At 73.8% G+C, this 15923-nt stretch carries 13 protein-coding genes and 1 pseudogene; 6 read left to right on the top strand and 8 right to left on the bottom strand.

Going from position 1 to position 15923, the window contains the following annotated elements:
• The first annotated feature begins 113 nt into the window (after window positions 1-113).
• The gene (guaA, locus tag G9H72_RS01715; RefSeq protein WP_166167705.1) at window positions 114-1724 is read left to right on the top strand and encodes a glutamine-hydrolyzing GMP synthase; all 1611 of its coding nucleotides are present in this window, start codon (window positions 114-116) and stop codon (window positions 1722-1724) included.
• Between the two features lie 888 nt (window positions 1725-2612).
• Here guaA and G9H72_RS01710 read toward each other — a convergent pair.
• A pseudogene (locus G9H72_RS01710) lies at window positions 2613-3877 on the bottom strand (IS256 family transposase).
• Between the two features lie 145 nt (window positions 3878-4022).
• Here G9H72_RS01710 and G9H72_RS01705 point away from each other — a divergent pair.
• The gene (locus tag G9H72_RS01705; protein ID WP_231126172.1) at window positions 4023-4472 is read left to right on the top strand and encodes a SigE family RNA polymerase sigma factor; all 450 of its coding nucleotides are present in this window, start codon (window positions 4023-4025) and stop codon (window positions 4470-4472) included.
• A 338-nt stretch (window positions 4473-4810) separates the two neighbouring features.
• Entirely contained in the window at window positions 4811-5269 is a 459-nt protein-coding gene (locus tag G9H72_RS01700) for a hypothetical protein (RefSeq protein WP_231126171.1), read from the top strand.
• 120 nt (window positions 5270-5389) lie between these two features.
• On the opposite strand, the gene G9H72_RS01695 is transcribed toward G9H72_RS01700, so the two are convergent.
• From G9H72_RS01695 to G9H72_RS01675, 5 genes are read right to left on the bottom strand one after another with little or no spacing between them, the layout of a single operon-like run.
• The gene (locus G9H72_RS01695) at window positions 5390-6625 is read right to left on the bottom strand and encodes a serine hydrolase domain-containing protein (RefSeq protein WP_166166490.1); all 1236 of its coding nucleotides are present in this window, start codon (window positions 6623-6625) and stop codon (window positions 5390-5392) included.
• Window positions 6626-6652: 27 nt separating this feature from the next.
• Window positions 6653-7210: a Clp protease N-terminal domain-containing protein gene (locus tag G9H72_RS01690; RefSeq protein ID WP_166166488.1), complete on the bottom strand. Its 558-nt coding sequence runs from the start codon at window positions 7208-7210 to the stop codon at window positions 6653-6655.
• A gap of 3 nt (window positions 7211-7213) precedes the next feature.
• On the bottom strand, window positions 7214-7444 hold the full coding sequence (locus G9H72_RS01685; protein WP_166166486.1) for a helix-turn-helix domain-containing protein: 231 nt from the start codon (window positions 7442-7444) through the stop codon (window positions 7214-7216).
• A 56-nt stretch (window positions 7445-7500) separates the two neighbouring features.
• A complete protein-coding gene (trmB, locus tag G9H72_RS22180; RefSeq protein WP_331271888.1) occupies window positions 7501-8184 on the bottom strand; it encodes a tRNA (guanosine(46)-N7)-methyltransferase TrmB in 684 nt (227 codons plus the stop codon).
• Window positions 8185-8209: 25 nt separating this feature from the next.
• Window positions 8210-9007 carry an SDR family NAD(P)-dependent oxidoreductase gene (locus G9H72_RS01675; RefSeq protein WP_166166482.1) on the bottom strand — a complete coding sequence of 266 codons (798 nt, stop codon included), beginning with the start codon at window positions 9005-9007 and terminating at the stop codon, window positions 8210-8212.
• A gap of 183 nt (window positions 9008-9190) precedes the next feature.
• On the opposite strand from G9H72_RS01675, the gene G9H72_RS22755 reads away from it, so the two are divergent.
• Both G9H72_RS22755 and G9H72_RS01665 read left to right on the top strand, forming a co-directional pair.
• Complete coding sequence (locus G9H72_RS22755; RefSeq protein ID WP_331271887.1) at window positions 9191-10165, top strand: sucrase ferredoxin; 975 nt, start codon at window positions 9191-9193, stop codon at window positions 10163-10165.
• Between the two features lie 92 nt (window positions 10166-10257).
• Window positions 10258-11193, top strand: coding sequence for a DMT family transporter (locus tag G9H72_RS01665; RefSeq protein WP_166166480.1), 936 nt, complete (start codon window positions 10258-10260; stop codon window positions 11191-11193).
• A gap of 3 nt (window positions 11194-11196) precedes the next feature.
• Here G9H72_RS01665 and G9H72_RS01660 read toward each other — a convergent pair whose 3' ends face one another.
• The gene (locus tag G9H72_RS01660; protein WP_166166478.1) at window positions 11197-12663 is read right to left on the bottom strand and encodes a fused MFS/spermidine synthase; all 1467 of its coding nucleotides are present in this window, start codon (window positions 12661-12663) and stop codon (window positions 11197-11199) included.
• A 32-nt stretch (window positions 12664-12695) separates the two neighbouring features.
• Window positions 12696-13388, bottom strand: a complete 693-nt coding sequence (locus G9H72_RS01655; protein WP_166166476.1) for a TetR/AcrR family transcriptional regulator — start codon at window positions 13386-13388, stop codon at window positions 12696-12698.
• 124 nt (window positions 13389-13512) lie between these two features.
• Between G9H72_RS01655 and G9H72_RS01650 the strand changes: the two genes are divergently transcribed.
• Window positions 13513-15771 carry an MMPL family transporter gene (locus G9H72_RS01650; protein WP_166166474.1) on the top strand — a complete coding sequence of 753 codons (2259 nt, stop codon included), beginning with the start codon at window positions 13513-13515 and terminating at the stop codon, window positions 15769-15771.
• Window positions 15772-15923: the final 152 nt, after the last annotated feature.

Raw genomic sequence — 15923 nt, 5'->3', positions numbered from 1 at the left:
ATCACCAACGGGGCTTTCCGCCTCTGCATTGACCGACCGCTGCCGGCTCGGTCACTCAGCGTCGCAGAGGGTGGGGGGCGGGGACCGCCTAGGCTTGTCACGTGGCCGCCGACCTGCAGACGTCCTCCGCGACACCGCCCGTACCCACCCCCGACCAGCACGGCCAGGACCTCGTCCTCGTCGTCGACTTCGGGGCGCAGTACGCCCAACTCATCGCCCGCCGGGTGCGTGAGGCGAAGGTCTACAGCGAGATCGTGCCGCACACCACGGCCGTCGCCGAGATCCTGGCCCGGCGTCCCAAGGCGGTGATCCTCTCCGGCGGGCCGTCCAGCGTGTACGCCGAGGGCGCCCCCGCGGTCGACCCTGCGCTCTTCACGGCCGGTGTCCCGGCGTTCGGCATCTGCTACGGCTTCCAGGCGATGGCGCAGGCCCTCGGCGGCACGGTCGAGCAGACCGGCCGGTCCGAGTTCGGCGGCACGCCGCTGCTGGTCACCGACGAGACGTCCAAGCTGTTCGCCGGGCTGCCCTCCGAGCAGTCGGTGTGGATGTCGCACGGGGACTCGGTGACGCGGGCGCCGGAGGGCTTCGCCGTCGTCGCCGCCTCCGCCGGGGCGCCGGTCGCGGCGTTCGAGGACGTCACCCGTGGCCTGGCCGGGGTGCAGTTCCACCCCGAGGTGCTGCACAGCGCGCACGGGCAGGCCGTCCTCGAGCGGTTCCTGTTCGAGGTCGCCGGCTGCTCGCCGACCTGGACGACGGACAACATCGTCGACGAGCAGGTCGCCGCGATCCGGGGCCAGGTCGGGGACAAGCGCGTCGTGTGCGGCCTGTCCGGCGGCGTCGACTCCGCGGTCGCGGCCGCGCTCGTGCAGCGGGCCGTGGGCGACCAGCTCACCTGCGTCTTCGTCGACCACGGGCTGCTGCGCCAGGGCGAGGCCGAGCAGGTCGAGCAGGACTTCGTGGCCTCCACCGGCGTACGCCTCAAGGTCGTCGACGCCCGCCAGCGCTTCCTCGATGCGCTCGCCGGCCTCACCGACCCCGAGGCCAAGCGCAAGGCGATCGGCCGCGAGTTCATCCGCGTGTTCGAGCAGGCGGCCCGCGAGGTCGTGGCCGACGCCGGCGCCCACGGCGAGGAGGTCGAGTTCCTCGTCCAGGGGACGCTCTACCCCGACGTCGTCGAGTCCGGTGGCGGCACCGGCACCGCCAACATCAAGTCCCACCACAACGTCGGCGGGCTTCCCGAGGACCTGCAGTTCGCCCTGGTCGAGCCGCTGCGCACCCTCTTCAAGGACGAGGTGCGCAAGGTCGGCCTCGAGCTCGGTCTCCCCGAGGAGATCGTCTGGCGCCAGCCGTTCCCCGGCCCCGGCCTCGGCATCCGCATCATCGGTGAGGTCACCGAGGACCGGCTCGCCGTGCTGCGCCTCGCCGACGCGATCGCCCGGGAGGAGCTGTCGGCCGCCGGCCTGGACCGCCAGATCTGGCAGTGCCCGGTCGTGCTGCTCGCCGACGTGCGGTCGGTCGGCGTGCAGGGCGACGGCCGGACGTACGGCCACCCCATCGTCCTGCGCCCCGTCTCCTCCGAGGACGCGATGACCGCCGACTGGTCGCGGCTGCCCTACGACGTGCTCGCCCGCATCTCCACGCGCATCACCAACGAGGTGCGCGAGGTCAACCGGGTCACGCTCGACATCACGAGCAAGCCCCCGGGCACCATCGAGTGGGAGTGAGCGCTCTGACCGAGCCGTACGGGGGCGCGGCCCGCGGGGAGCTCGACCGGGGCTGACACTCGCTGAGGGGCAGGTGGTGGCTCCCCGGTCGCGCCCGGTCGAGCAGACCGCGGCGCAGCCAGGGGTGCCTCCCGTGCTCGCCGGCCTGTCCCTGCGCTCGCTCGTACCACCGCGTCGAGGCGCGACCTCATGGTGTTGGACGGCTCGCCGAGGAGCTTGTCGACTGGTGGGCGTGGCTCAGAGGCCAGCGCGGGAGTCCGGGCTGTGGCCCGTGCTCCTCGGGCCGCGGCCGGCGGGCCTGCTTCCCGCGCCGGCCGGCAAGCCCTTCGGCCCCTACGACGACAGCGGGAAGCTGCCCCGGCCACCGCGGCAGCCTTCGGCCGACGTCCACCAGCGGCCAGGGGCCTAGCTGTGCTCGGCCAGGGCGTGTGAAGGACTGGAGGGCGTCGACCTCGACGCGCCGGGGCCGCGCAGCTGCAGGACCACGCAGTTGCCTCCTGGATCAGCCGGGGACGGGCTGGTCGCTCTGGTCCTGCCCGAGGCCGGTCGGCAGGTGCACGCTGCGCTCGGCGGGCGGGGTGGCCGTCCGCGAGGAAGTCAACGCCACTTCGTGCTCGGGCGCCCTCGAGGGCTCGACAGGGCTCGTGTCCGCCTGGTGGGCCGGGTCGATGGGACGGCTGTGCCGTACGGAGCAGCCGCTGTGTCCGCGGAGGCTCGTCCCCGTTGTCAACCGATGATCGCGGGACTCCGTCCTTGTAGTCGTGAACGACGCGGCATCGGAGCTGAACACATGAGGCGGACGACAGAGGCGGCGTTCGACGAGCTGGCGACGATCGAGTCCCGTGGCGTGGTGGAGGTGATCTTCCGTCGTGGTCGCTGCGGTTCTGACTATGCGCCGAGTAGTTGGGGTTGCGCCACCTCCTTCTGGGGTGGGGTCTTGCCGGTGAGCAGGGCCATGGAGCCTTCTGACAGGTAGCGGTGGTCGGTGACCTGCCATTCGTCGTGGGCTTCGAGCAGGACGGCGCCGGCCAGCCGGGCGAGGGCGTCGGGGTTGGGGAAGATCCCGACGACGTCGGTGCGGCGCTTGATCTCCCGGTTCAGCCGCTCGAGCGGGTTGGTCGACCAGATCTTCTTCCAGTGCGCGGCGGGGAAACCGGCGAACGCCAGGACGTCCGGGGCGGCGTCGCGCAGCATCTGCTCGACGGCGGGGAACTGGCGGCCGAGCATGGTGGCGATGACGTCGAGCTGGCCGTGGACGTGCTCGGCGTCCGGTTGGGCGAACACGGTGCGGATCGCGGCAGCGACCATCTCCGCGCTGCCCTTCGGCACCCGAGCCAGGACGTTGCGCATGAAGTGCACCCGGCACCGCTGCCAGGACGCGCCGAGCAGGACCGCGCCGATGGCCTTCTTCAGCCCCTCGTGGGAGTCAGAGACCACCAGTTGGACGCCGCTGAGGCCGCGGGCCTTCAGGGCGCGCAGGAACGCGGTCCAGAACGCGCCGTCCTCACTGTCGCCGACCGCGTAGCCGAGGACTTCGCGGTGCCCGTCGGCGGCGACCGCGGTGGCGATCACGACCGCCTGGGACACGACCCTGCCGCCGCGCCCGCCGCCCGGGGAGCCCTGCTCGCCGCCGACTCGGGCGTGGCAGTAGGTGGCGTCCAGGAACACGTACGGGTAGGCCTGCCCGGCCAGCGACCGGTCGCGGAACGCGGCGAGGTCGGCGTCGAGCTCGCCGCAGATCCGGGACACCTCGGACTTGGAGATCCCGGAGTCCGCCCCGAGCGCCCGGACCAGGTCGTCGACCTTGCGGGTGGAGACGCCGTGCAGGTAGGCCTCCATCACGACCGCGAACAGCGCGCGGTCGACCCGGCGGCGGCGCTCGAGCAGGCTGGGGAAGAACGAGCCGGCCCGGAGCTTGGGGATGCGTAGCTCCAGGTCGCCGGCCGGCGTGGTGAGCGTCCGTGGCCGGTGCCCGTTGCGCTGGCCGGTGCGGGCGTCGGTGCGCTCGAACGGGCGGCGCCGATCACGGCGGTGAGCTCGGCCTCGATCAGCGCTTGGTAGATCGTCTCGGCCGCGAGCCGGACGCGTTCGTCGACTTCGGCGGCCTTCAGTGCGTCCAGAACCTCGAGCAGGGCAGACTGGTCCAGGGCCATCGCGGACTCCGTTTCCACGTGTTCCTTGGCGGGTTCACGCAGAGACTCACGCGGTGGCCCCTCACCGTGTCAGAGGCACGCCGAAGGGCCGTCGTCCTACACCACTCCCTGGGACTCTTCTCTGGCGACCGCCCGATCGGCCTCCTTGCATCGCACGGCGCTCGCCCTGTGCGGTGACTTCCATCTCGCACAGGACCTGGTTCAGCAGGCGTTGGTCAAGGTCTATCTGGCGTGGCCGCTTCGGGACCCGGCGGCGGCACCCGCCTACCTGCACAAGGCCGGGGTGCGCGCCTGGATCGATCAGGGACGGCGGAGCTGGTGGCGGCACGAGCGTGCGACCGAGCCCTTCCCGGAGCTCGCCGCCGAGGTGCTGGCGGAGGACCCCACAGGTACCCCGCTGCTGGACGCGTTGGCGCGGCTGCCGCGACAGCAGCGGGCGGCCGTCGTACTTCGGCACCTTGAGGGCTATTCCGTGGAGGAGACCGCAAGCCTGCTCAACATCTCGACAGGTTCTGTGAAAACCCACACCTCGCGTGGCCTGAGAGCCCTGCGCGAGGAACTCACCGAGGACATGGAGCTGAGGAGCACATGGTGAACGAGATCGAACTGCAGGAGCGGCTCCCGCACCTGCTGGACAGCGAGCTCCGACGCTCGTTGAACGGGCACGGCGCGGTCGACCTCCTGGAGCGCGTGCACCGCGAGGGACGCAGGGCTCGTCGGCTCCGCAGTGCCCGACGGGGATCGGCTGCGATGCTCGTGGCGGTCGCTGTCGCCGCCGTGCCGACCGTGCTGCCGACCTCCTCCTCCGACGGCGGGAGCGCACCCGCACTCGGCGCGTTGGCGGCCGGTGCCAGCGCGCCCGCCCCTGGCGCCGCCGGAGAGAGGGCTCCTGCAGTCCCGCAGGCGATGCGCCCTACAGGCACTGCCCCGGTGGTGCTTCAGAGGGCAGTGGCCGCCGCGCTGGAGCCGGCCCGCTTGGAGCTGCTGCAGTCGGTCGGCTACGACGACGGTGCCTATCTCGATGGCAACCTCGACGACGGCCGAGGCGCTCCCTCCCGCGTCTTCGTCACGGTCTCCCGCCAGGCCCCCGGCACGCTCCAGCCGCACCCGTGCCGAAGCGCCAAGGCTGTCCGAGCTGGTGGGTCCTGTGCGGAGGAGGTATTGGCAGACGGGAAGGTGCGGTCGGTGCTGGACTACGTCGACGAGCACGGCATCCGTCGGACGAGTGTGCAGGTGGCCGCTGGTGACGGCACAGGTGTGCTCGCGTTCGCGGAGACGCGCGCGGCCAGCCCTGACCCCCGTGACCTCCTGCAGGCTCGGGTCCGGCCCGTGCCCGCCCTGGACGTCGCACAGCTCACCCGCCTGGCCACGGCGGCTCAACAGGGAGGCTGACCGCGGCCCTGCACACACGACGCCGTGATGCCGAGTGCTCATGAGGCTTCAGCCGCGGGCGTGCGCGGTAACAGTGACCGGTCCCCGCCCGCCCAGGCCGGTCCAGCAGCGGTCGCGGGGTCAGCCTCCGGCGCCCCCGGCAACGAGCGTACGGGCCGGTGCCGATCGACCGTACATCGCGCACACCGCGATGGACAGGGCCCGTAGCTGCGCAGCGCTGATCGCCTCGTCAGGCGTCGTCGGCAAGGCGAGCACCATGCTCCGTGTGCCCGACTCGTTGCTCAGGGCGTATGTCGAATAGCCCGTGACGGAGCCGTCGTGGCCCCAGACGGTGCCGCATGGCGTCTCGATCGAGAGCAGGCCCAGCCCGTACGCGGTCCCCTCCTCGATCGGAACGGTCTGCTTCATAGCGGCGAGGGAGGCGGGCGAGAGCAGCTCGCCCGAGAGCAGCGCCCGGTAGAAGTCGCGCACGTCCGTCGTGGTGGACAGCAGTGCGCCAGCCGCCCCGGCCCAGGAGGGGTTGACCCCGGTGACGTCGAGCAGCTCCGTGAGCCCGGTCAGCGAGGGCGGCAGGTAGCCGGCCGCGTGCTTGCCGGGGATGGTGGCGCCGGCCGGGAACTTGGTGTGGGTGAGGCCGAGCGGCTTGATGATGCGGTCGCGCAGCAGCGACCGCAGGCTCTCACCCGTCGCGTTCTCCAGGACCAGGCCCAGCAGCACGTAGTTGGTGTTCGAGTACGACCAGTCCGCGCCCGGCGCGAAGAGCGGCGGGTGGGCCACGGCGTACGCGACGAGCTCGCCGGGGGTGAACGAGCGCTCGGGGTCGGTGACGAAGGCGTCCAGGAACGCCTCGTCCTCGCTGTAGCTGAAGAGCCCGCTGGTGTGCTGCAGCAGGTGGCGGAGGGAGATCCCCACGCCGCCGGGCACCAGGCCGGGCACCCACTCCTCGACGTCGTCCTCCAGCGACAGCCTGCCCTCGTCGACCAGTTGCAGCACGAGCGTGGCCACGAACGTCTTGGTGATGCTGCCGATGCGGACCTTCTCGTCGCGGCGCCAGGCCTGCTCCGGCTCGAGCCGGGCGGCACCGCTCGCCTGCTGCCAGGCGTCCGTGCCGTCGTCGACGAGGACGACTGCCCCGCTGGCACCGGCTGCGACGATCGCGTCGACGGCCCGCTGCAGCGCGGCGTCGCGCTGCTCCACGCGGGGGTGGGCGCGCGACGCCTGGGCGGGCGGGGCGGCGACCCCCGCGAGCAGCCCGAGCAGGCAGGTGAGCAGCAGCAGGGAGAGGGCCTTGCGGGGCGTGGTGGCGAGGTCGACGGGCTTCGTCATCAGCGCGCTCCAGATCAGGGTCGGGGTCATTGACGGGATCCCCCGGCGGGCGGGCCGCTACGCCGCCCGCCCGAGCTCGTCCAGGACCCGGCGGCGCAGCTCGGCCGCGTCCACCCGCACCCCCAGCCGGTGCAGGACGCGGCCGGCCGTGGAGGAGCCTCCCGTCAGCAGCCCCAGCACCAGGTGCTCGGTGCCGATGTAGTTGTGCCGCAGCGTGAGCGCCTGGCGCAGCGCGTCCTCGAGCGCCGCCTTCGCCGGGCGGGTGAACGCGATGTGGCCGGTGCTGCGCCGGAAGAACCCGCGCCGTCGGGCGAAGCGCCGCTCGAGGGCGCCTTCCCCGAACGCCGCTTCGGCCTTCCGGCGTACCTCGTCCAGGTCGATCCCCAGTGCCCCGAGGGCCTGGGCGTCCGGGGCGTGCAGGGCGGCCACCGCGTCCCGGGCGGCGTCGAGCCCCACGCCGAGCTCCGTGAGCACCCGAGCGCCGACGCCGGCTTCCTGGGCGAGCACACCGAGCAGCAGGTGGCTGTCGTCGATCCGGTCGTGCCCCAGCCGCCGGGCCTCGACCTGGGACTGCACGACGGCGGCACGGGCGGGCTTGGTGAAGCGCTCGAACATGGGTCAGCTCTCCTTCCCGAGCGGCGCGCGCCCGGCGTGCTTCTTGTGGACGGCCTGCTTCGAGACGCCGAGCAGGGCGGCGATGTCCGCCCACGACCAGCCCTGCTGACGGGCGGCGTGCACCTGCAGCGCCTCGAGCTGCTCCACGAGCAGGCGTAGCGCGGCGACGGCCCGCAGGCCCTCGTCGGGGTCCGAGCTGGTCCCTGCCCCGAGCAGGTCGGTCGTCTCGCTCATGTCGTCAACATAGGTTGACGAGGCGCGGGCTGTCAACGTCGGTTGACGGGCGCGGCTCAGCCTGCGCGCACCGCGATGACGTCGAAGACCTCGTGCCCCTTGTCGATCCCCTGCTGCTCGAACCGCGTGACAGGGCGCCACCCCGGCCGCGGCACGAAGCCGTCACCGAGGACCTGGAGTTCCGGTGTCGCGGAGAGCGCCGCGAGCATCTGCCGGGCGTAGGGCGCCCAGTCCGTGGCGCAGTGGACCCGGCCGCCGGGTCGCAAGCGGGTGGCGGCCAGTGCGGCGAAGCCCGCGTCCACGAGCCGGCGCTTGTGGTGCCGGGACTTGGGCCAGGGGTCGGGGAAGAAGACGCGCACCTCGTCGAGGGAGGACGGGGCGAGCATGTCGCGCAGCACCTCGACGGCGTCGCCGGAGATCACGCGGACGTTGGAGAGGCCGCGGGCCGCGACCTCGGCGAGCAGCGCGCCGATGCCCGGGGTGTGCACGTCGACGGCGAGGACGTCGCGCGCGGGGTCGGCCTCGGCCAGGGTTGCCGTCGTCTCGCCCATGCCGAACCCGATCTCGAGGATCAGCGGGGCGCTGCGGCCGTACACCTCCACGGGGTCCAGCGGGGTGTCGCGCAGCGGCAGGGCGTACGTGCCGCCGAGCGCGTCGAGGGCGCGCTGCTGGCCGGGGGTGACCCGGCCGCGGCGCGGCTTGAACGAGCGGATCCGGTGGGCGGGCGCGACAGGCTGCACCCGCCCACCGTAGGAGCAGGAGTGGTCAGGACCCCGAGCCCGGCTCCGCCATGCCGCGGTGCATCTGCGCCTTGAGCGCATCGGGCATCACCTTCGAGCCGAGCTCCTGGACCTTGGTCTTGACGCCGCCGCCGACGACGCGGTTCTTGCCCTCCATCAGGGCCTTGAAGCCCTGCTCGGCCACCTGGGCGGGGTCGTCCTTCGAGCTCTGGCCCACCGTGGTGTCGTCCATCTCGGCGCGGTGGAAGAAGTCGGTCTCCGTGGGCCCGGGCATAAGGCTCGTGACGGTGACCTCGGTGTCCTTCAGCTCGTTCTGCAGCGCCTCCGCGAGCGACTGGACGAAGGACTTCGAGGCGTTGTAGACCGCCTGGAAGGACCCGGGCATCGTGGAGGCGATCGACGAGGTGAAGAGCACCTTGCCCGCGTTGCGCGCCACCATGTCCGGCAGCACGCGGCGGGCGAGGTGGACGGTCGAGCGGACGTTGAGGTCGATGACCTCGAAGTGCCTGGCGAGGTCGATGTCGAGGAAGGCGCCGCCGGCGCCGATGCCGGCGTTGAGCGCGAGCGCGTCGACGGGCCGCCCCGTCGCCACGACGGCGGTGTAGAGGCGCTCGACGCCCTCGTCGGTGCTGAGGTCGGCCTGGACCACCGTGACGTTCGCCCCGGTGGTGGCGAGCTCCTGCCCGGCGCGCTCGATCCCGGCGTCCTCGGCGTTGACGAGCACGTCGAAGCCGTTCTGCGCGAACTGCTTGGCCAGCTCGAAGCCGATGCCGCTGGAGGCACCGGTCACGACGGCGAAGGGCTTGCTGGCGATGTCGGTCATGCCGCTGCCTTACCCAGCGTCGGCCCGCGGACCCGCCACGCTCGCGGCGGCTTCGCTGGGCCCGTACGAGGTGACCGGGCGGTACCGGCCGCCGCGGCGTTAGCGAGGGCCGGTCCCCGGGGTAGGGACGGGCGGCCGGGACGAGCGTTTGTGTCGGCACTTAGGCTCGCCTAACCTGCTGGAGTGACGATCGCCGCCGAGCGCACTGCGCCACCCGTGCGGGACGCGCCGCCTGTGGTCGAGGCGGTCGACGGCCTGGACGCCCCGCGCTGTGCCGTCGCCTCTCGCGCGTCCGGCGAGCTGCAGCGCGGCACGGCCGCCCCCGTGCGCTCGTGGCTGCTGCTCGAGCAGCCCGGCGCCTGGTCGCGGGCCGCGCTGGCCGAGGCCCTCGCCGGGGCGCTCGGGCCGGCCGACCGCCGCCGGCTCGGGGTGCTGCAGCGCGAGCGCCTCCTGCGCGCGCTGCTGATCCGCCGTCCCGGCCGCACCCCCGACCACGACGGCCCGCGCACGCTGCTCGTCGGCTCCGCCGTCCCCGGCGCGGCCTGGCTGGAGCGGCTCGTCGTCCCCGACCTGCGTGCCCTGGCGGGGCTGGACCTCGAGGCGCTCGCGGCCGGTCGGCCCGGCCACGGCGATCCCGTCGACGGCCCCGCGCTGCTGGTCTGCACGCACGGGGCGAAGGACATGTGCTGCGCGGTGGAGGGCCGGCCGATCGCGCGCGCGCTCGCCGCGGCGTACGGCGACCGGGTGTGGGAGTGCAGCCACGTCGGGGGGGACCGGTTCGCGGGCAACCTGGTCGTCGCTCCGCACGGGGAGTACCACGGCCACCTCGACACCTCCGCTGCGCTCGCCGTGGCCGCCGCCGCCGTCGCCGGGCGCATCGAGCTCGACGGCTTCCGCGGGCGCTCCTCGTACGACCCCTGGCAGCAGGCCGCCGAGCACGCCGTCCGGGTGCGGACCGGCCTGCTCGGCCGCGACGAGGTGGCCTGCGGCCCCGCCCGTGAGGACGGCGGGCGGGTGCACGTCGCCGTCGCCACCCCCCGCGGGCGCTTCGACGTCGAGCTCGAGCGGCGCGTCCAGGGCTGGGTGGCCGCGAGCCGGTGCCGCGGGGGAGTGCAGCCGGCCGACCACGCGGTCGTCGGCCTGACCCGGCTGGCGTAGCCGCCCGCCCGGGAATGCGGGGCCGGGCCCCGTGCTTCAGCCCTGTCGGCGATCCGGGAGAGGATGCCGCGACGGCAGACGCGGGAGGAACCATGAAGGCGACCACGGCCGGTGCGGCGTTCGTCGCGGTCGGCGCCGTGCTCTGGGGCACCGACGCGCTGTTCCGCGGCGACATGTCCGAGTCCGTGTCCCCGGCGGCCATCGTGTTCTGGGAGCACGTGGTGCTGGCGATCGTGACCGCCGTCGCCCTTCCGCCCGCGCTTCGCGCGCTGCGCCGCGCGGGCTGGCGTGCCGGGCTGGCCGTCGTGCTCGGCATCGGGGTGGGCGCGTCGGCCGTCGCCACCGCACTGTTCACCAAGGCCTTCAGCTACGGCGACTACACCACGCCGGTGCTGCTGCAGAAGGTGCAGCCGATCGTCGTCGTGGCCGGCGCCTGGCTCCTGCTGCGCGAGCGGCCGCGGGCGACCTACCTGCCGTTCCTGCTCCTCGGCCTCGTCGGCGCCTGGCTCATCGCCTTCCGCGACCCGTCCGACGTCTCGCTCGGGGAGGCGGAGCCTGCGCTGCTGGCCATCGGCGCGGCCGCGCTCTGGGCGGCCGGCACCGTGCTCGGCCGCTACGTCGCCCCGGCCTTCGCGCCGCGCGAGCTGACCGCGCTGCGCTTCTGGTTCGGCCTGCTCGGGGCGGCGGGCGTCGTCGCGGTCACCGGCTCCTCGCTGCAGGTGGACGGTGAGTGGCACGGGCGCCTCGTGCTGCTCGCCCTCGTGCCCGGCCTGCTGGCGATGCTGCTCTACTACCGCGGCCTGCGGCGCACGCCCGCCATGGTCGCGACCCTCTGCGAGCTGGCCTTCCCGTTGACGGCTGCCGTCGTCCCGCCGGTCTTCCTCGACCAGCGGGCGCTGTCCGTCACGCAGGGGGTCGGCGTCGCGCTGACCGCGGCCGTCGTCGTGGGGCTCGCCCTCGCGCAGCGGACCGGAGGGCGGGAGCAGGGCGTGGTCGACAGCGACGAGCGGGCGCTCGCCGCCACCTGAGCCTCAGCCGGAGTACGGCGTCAGCAGCTGGTCCACCGGGGCGAAGTCGTCCGTCAGCACCTGTGCGTGGCCGACGAACCGGTCGAGCGCCGCGCCCGTGACGAGCTGGGCCGGGTGGTCGGGCGTGAGCCCGAGAGCGGTGAGGACCGCGTCGGTGTCGAGCGGCTCGTCGCTCGCCAGCACCACGAAGTTGCCGCCCGCGGCTTCCAGGGCCCCGTCGTGGGCGATCAGGGCGACGTGCGCGAACACCTCGCGCACCGTGGCGATCTCGGCCTTGAGGAACGCCGCCGGCCGGTAGTCGATGACGTTGGCGAGGTACGTCCCGCCCGGCCGCAGCACCCGGTCGACGTCCTCGACCAGCTGGCGGGTGGCCAGGTGCCACGGCACCGACAGCGACCCGAAGGCGTCCCCGACGACGAGGTCGTAGGCGTCCGGCGCGACCGCGCGCAGCGACCGCCGGGCGTCGCCGGTGCGTACCTCCAGCTGTGGCCCCTCGCGCAGGCCGAGCTCCTCGCGGGCGATCTCGACCACGCTCGGGTCGAGCTCGAGCACGAGCGACTCGGAGCCAGGGCGGGTCGCCTCGATCCACCGCGGCATCGTGAACCCGCCGCCGCCGATGTGCAGTGCCTGCACCGGCTGCGGGCGCGGGTGCAGCGCGTCCGTCGCGGCCGCGAACCAGGAGGTGTACGCGAACTGCAGGTACGTCGGGTCGTCCAGGTCCACGTAGGCGTGGCGCAGGTCGTCGAGCACCAGGGTCCGGCCGCCCTCGCGCGCGGGGTCGGCGACGACCTGGGCGCAGTAGTACGCCGTCTCCTCCTCGCACGGCCCGTCGACCGTGACGAGGGCGGCGCCGAGGACCAGGCTGCCGGCGACCGCGCCGGGCAGCAGCCGGGAGACCCGCGGGGTGACGGCGAGGCCGAGCACGACGAGCACGCCGCCGATCAGGCCGAGGATCCAGGTCGTGGGCAGGGTCGCGACCAGCAGGTAGCCGGTCGCGACGCTGCCGGCGAGCCCGCCGATGGTGCCGAGGGCGGACAGCCGGCCCACCACGCGGCCGGTCTCGTCGAGGTCGGACAGGCGCATCTTCACGATGCCGGGGGAGACCATCGAGAGCACGCCGACCGGCACCAGGGTCGAGGCCCCGACGAGGACGATGCTCGCGAGCGGCCCGCCGCCGGCGTCCGAGACGGCCGGTCCCAGCGCGTGCACCAGCGGGCGCACGGTCAGCACGAGGAGCCCGCCCACGACCGTCGCCGGCCCCACCCAGTGGGCAGGGGGCCGGGTGTCGGCGGCCATGCCACCGAGCCGGGCGCCGGCGGCTATGCCCAGCAGCGCCACCGCGATGGCCGCGGTGTAGGACTCGAGGGTCATGCCGACGTACGGCGCGACGAGGCGCACGGCGACGATCTCGAGGACGAGTGTGGCGGCGCTGGTGAGCAGGACGAGCAGGGCGGCGAGCCAACGGGGCATGCCCCTACCCAACCGGGCCCGGCGGCGGTGCGTCAGGCGGGCGGCAGCCCGATGTACACGGCGACGGCGCGGACCAGGCTGGTGAAGAGCGCGTCAGCCGGCTCGCCGGCCAGGCCGAACAGGTGCCCGAAGGCCTCCAGCGACACGAAGCCGTGCAGCGAGGCCCAGGCGTGGAGCACGGCCTGTGCCTGGGCGGGGGAGAGCCCGTCGAGCGGGGGCTCGTTGCACACTGCGGCGAACGCGGCCGCCACCTCCACCTGGCCGGGCAGGATCTCCTCGCCGGCCTGCACTGCCGCGAGGACCGGGCTGGCCAGGTAGCTGAAGGCCCGCTCGACGGCCGCTGACTTGTTCTCCTGGTCCTTCGGGACGTAGCCGGCCACCGGCAGCCCGAAGACCACGGCGAAGCGGGTCGGGTCCGCGGTGGCCCAGCTGCGGTAGGCCTGGCACAGGGCGTACAGCCGGGCGGTGGCCGAGCCCCCGGCGGTGTCGTCGATGGCCTGCTCGAGGGCGTCCCCGAGCTCGACGAATGCGTCCTCGACGAGCGCGGCGACGAGCTCGTTGCGGTTGGCGAAGTAGCGGTAGAGGCCCGGCGCGGTCATGGACATGGCCCGGGCGATGTCGGCGAAGCGGAGGTCGGTGCTGCCCTGCTCGCGCATGAGGCCGAGTGCGGTGCGCTTGATCTCGTCCACCGTGGCCGCCCGCGTGATCTCGCGACGTGTGCTCAACGACGGCCTCCTCCAGCGGTGCCCGCTCCTGGCGGAACGGGCTTGACAACTGTATCGGCAGCTCGCAAGAGTTACGAGTCGTAACGCAAGGACCGGGTCGTAACTTTCGTTCTGAGGAGCAACGATGTCTCGCTCGCCCGCTCTCGTCCCGCCCGCCGCTCCGCCCGGGCAGGAGGCCGAGGGCTCGCCGCGCCTCGGCCTGCTCGGCCGGCTCGCGTCGCTCTCCTTCCGGCACCGCCGGCTGACCGTGCTCGGCTGGCTGCTCGCCGTCGCTGCGGCGGTCGGTGCCGGCGCCGCCTGGTCCGGCGACTTCGAGGCCGACTACACCGTGCGCGGCTCGGACTCGCGGGCGGCGCAGGACCTGCTCTCCGACCGGTTCGCGGGCCGGGCGGGTGCCACGGTCGACGTCGTCCTCCAGGCCCCGGGGGGCGTCCGTGCCGTCGAGGCGGACGTGGACCGGCTGCTGGCCGAGCTCGCCGCGCTGCCCCACGTGCAGTCCGTGGACGACCCGCTCACCACGCCCGGCTCGGTCTCCTCCGACGGGACGGTCGCGGTGGCGAAGGCCCGGCTCGACGTCGTGAACCCGGTGGACATGCCGCTGGCGGACAGCGAGCACATGGTCGAGCTGGCGGCCGCGGCGCAGACGGACGAGCTGCGGGTCGCGCTCGGCGGGCAGACGATCGAGGCGACCGAGCAGGGGGAGGTCGGGTCCGAGGCGATCGGGCTGGCGGCAGCCGCCGTGATCCTGCTGCTGGCGTTCGGCTCCGTGGTCGCCGCGGGCCTGCCGATCCTCACAGCGGTCGTGGGGCTCGGTGTCAGCGCGAGCCTGGTCGGCCTCGTCGCCGCGGTCATCGGCGTGCCCGACTGGGCCACCTCGCTCGCCGCGATGATGGGCATCGGGGTCGGGATCGACTACGTCCTGCTGCTCGTCACGCGCTACCGGGAGCAGCTGGCGGCGGGGCGCGAGCCGTACCAGGCCGCCGTCTCCACGGCCGAGACCGCAGGGCGCAGTGTCGTCGTCGCCGGCACGACCGTCGTCATCAGCCTGCTCGGCCTCTTCGCGATGGGCATCGACTACATGCGGGGGGCCGCCCTCGTCACCATCCTCGCCGTGCTGGTCGTGATGGCCGCCGCGAGCACGCTGGTCCCCGCGCTGCTGGGCTTCACCGGGCGCCGGGTCGACGCGCTGCGGCTGCCGGGGCTCAAGGCCCCGCGGGGCGCGTCCCCCGGCTGGACGCGGTGGAGCCGGCTGGTCCAGCGCCGGCCGCTCGTGTCGGCCGCGGCGGGGCTGGGCCTCCTCGTGCTGCTCGCGGCACCGCTGACGGGCCTGCGCTTCGGCTTCCCGGACGCCGGCAACAGCCAGGCCGGCACGAACACCCGCGCCGCGTACGACACCACCGCCGCCGCCTTCGGGCCCGGCGCCAACGGCCCGCTGCTGCTGGCCGCCGCGCTGCCGGACGCCGGCGACGCGAGCACCCTGGAGGCCCTCGCGGAGCAGGTACGCGGTGTGCCCGGCGTCGCCTCGGTCTCCCCCGTCTCGCTCAGCCCCGCCGGCGACACCGCGGTCATGACCGTCGTCCCCACGACCGGCCCGCAGGACGCCGAGACCGAGGGCCTGGTGCACCGGCTGCGCGACGAGGTCGTGCCCGCGGCGACGGCGGGCAGCGGCACGGCCGTGCACGTCGGCGGCGTGACGGCCAGCGCGATCGACAGCACCGAGGACGTCGCGAAGCGGCTGCCGCTCCTGGTCGGCGGGGTCGTGGCGCTCTCGATGCTGCTGCTGCTCGTGGTGTTCCGCAGCGTCGCGCTCGCGGTCAAGGCCGCGGTCATGAACCTGCTGTCGATGGCGGCGGCGTTCGGGGTGGTGGCGTACGTCCTGCAGGGCGGCTGGGCCGGGCAGCTGTTCGGCATCGACACCCCGACGCCGCTGCCGGCCTTCATCCCGGTGCTGATGTTCGCCGTGCTGTTCGGCCTGTCGATGGACTACGAGGTGTTCCTGCTCAGCCGGATCCGCGAGCGCTGGACGGCCACCGGTGACAACGCCCGCAGCGTCGCCGAGGGGCTAGCCGGCACCGCCCGCGTCATCACCGCGGCCGCGGCGATCATGGTGGCGGTGTTCGCGGCGTTCGTCCCGAGCCCGGCGGTGTTCCTCAAGGTCATCGGCATCGGGATGGCGACCGCGATCTTCATCGACGCCACCGTGGTGCGCATGCTCCTGGTGCCGGCCGTGATGCAGCTGCTCGGCCGGGCCACGTGGTGGTCGCCGGCCTGGCTGGACCGCCGCCTGCCGCAGCTGCACGTGGAGGGCCGTCCCGAGCACCACGTCCAGCTGCCGGAGCCCGGCCACCTGCCGGCGCCGCGCACCGCTCCCGCCCCGGCCTGACCCGCCCTGCCCTGCTCGCGCGAGCCATGCAGCCGTGGCAGCCGTCCGCTGCCGAAGGGCTGTGGACCACTCGCCACGGCTGCATGATCGCGCCAAGGGCGAGTGGGGCGGGCGAGGCGTCGAGTTGCAGGAGCGCGGGTAGCGTGCTCTGG

It is taken from the genome of Motilibacter aurantiacus (assembly GCF_011250645.1).
Taxonomy (GTDB): domain Bacteria; phylum Actinomycetota; class Actinomycetes; order Motilibacterales; family Motilibacteraceae; genus Motilibacter_A; species Motilibacter_A aurantiacus.
Note: the sequence above shows the minus strand (reverse complement) of the source record. Positions and strands in the feature narration are given on the sequence as shown.

Excerpts from the sequence above, each read along its gene's own strand:
- G9H72_RS01665 (WP_166166480.1), top strand. The coding sequence starts at position 10,258 with ATGAAGGCGACCACGGCCGGTGCGGCGTTCGTCGCGGTCGGCGCCGTG.
- G9H72_RS01690 (WP_166166488.1), bottom strand. The coding sequence starts at position 7,210 with ATGTTCGAGCGCTTCACCAAGCCCGCCCGTGCCGCCGTCGTGCAGTCC.
- G9H72_RS01660 (WP_166166478.1), bottom strand. The coding sequence starts at position 12,663 with ATGCCCCGTTGGCTCGCCGCCCTGCTCGTCCTGCTCACCAGCGCCGCC.
- G9H72_RS01695 (WP_166166490.1), bottom strand. The coding sequence starts at position 6,625 with ATGACCCCGACCCTGATCTGGAGCGCGCTGATGACGAAGCCCGTCGAC.
- G9H72_RS01675 (WP_166166482.1), bottom strand. The coding sequence starts at position 9,007 with ATGACCGACATCGCCAGCAAGCCCTTCGCCGTCGTGACCGGTGCCTCC.
- G9H72_RS01685 (WP_166166486.1), bottom strand. The coding sequence starts at position 7,444 with ATGAGCGAGACGACCGACCTGCTCGGGGCAGGGACCAGCTCGGACCCC.
- G9H72_RS01650 (WP_166166474.1), top strand. The coding sequence starts at position 13,513 with ATGTCTCGCTCGCCCGCTCTCGTCCCGCCCGCCGCTCCGCCCGGGCAG.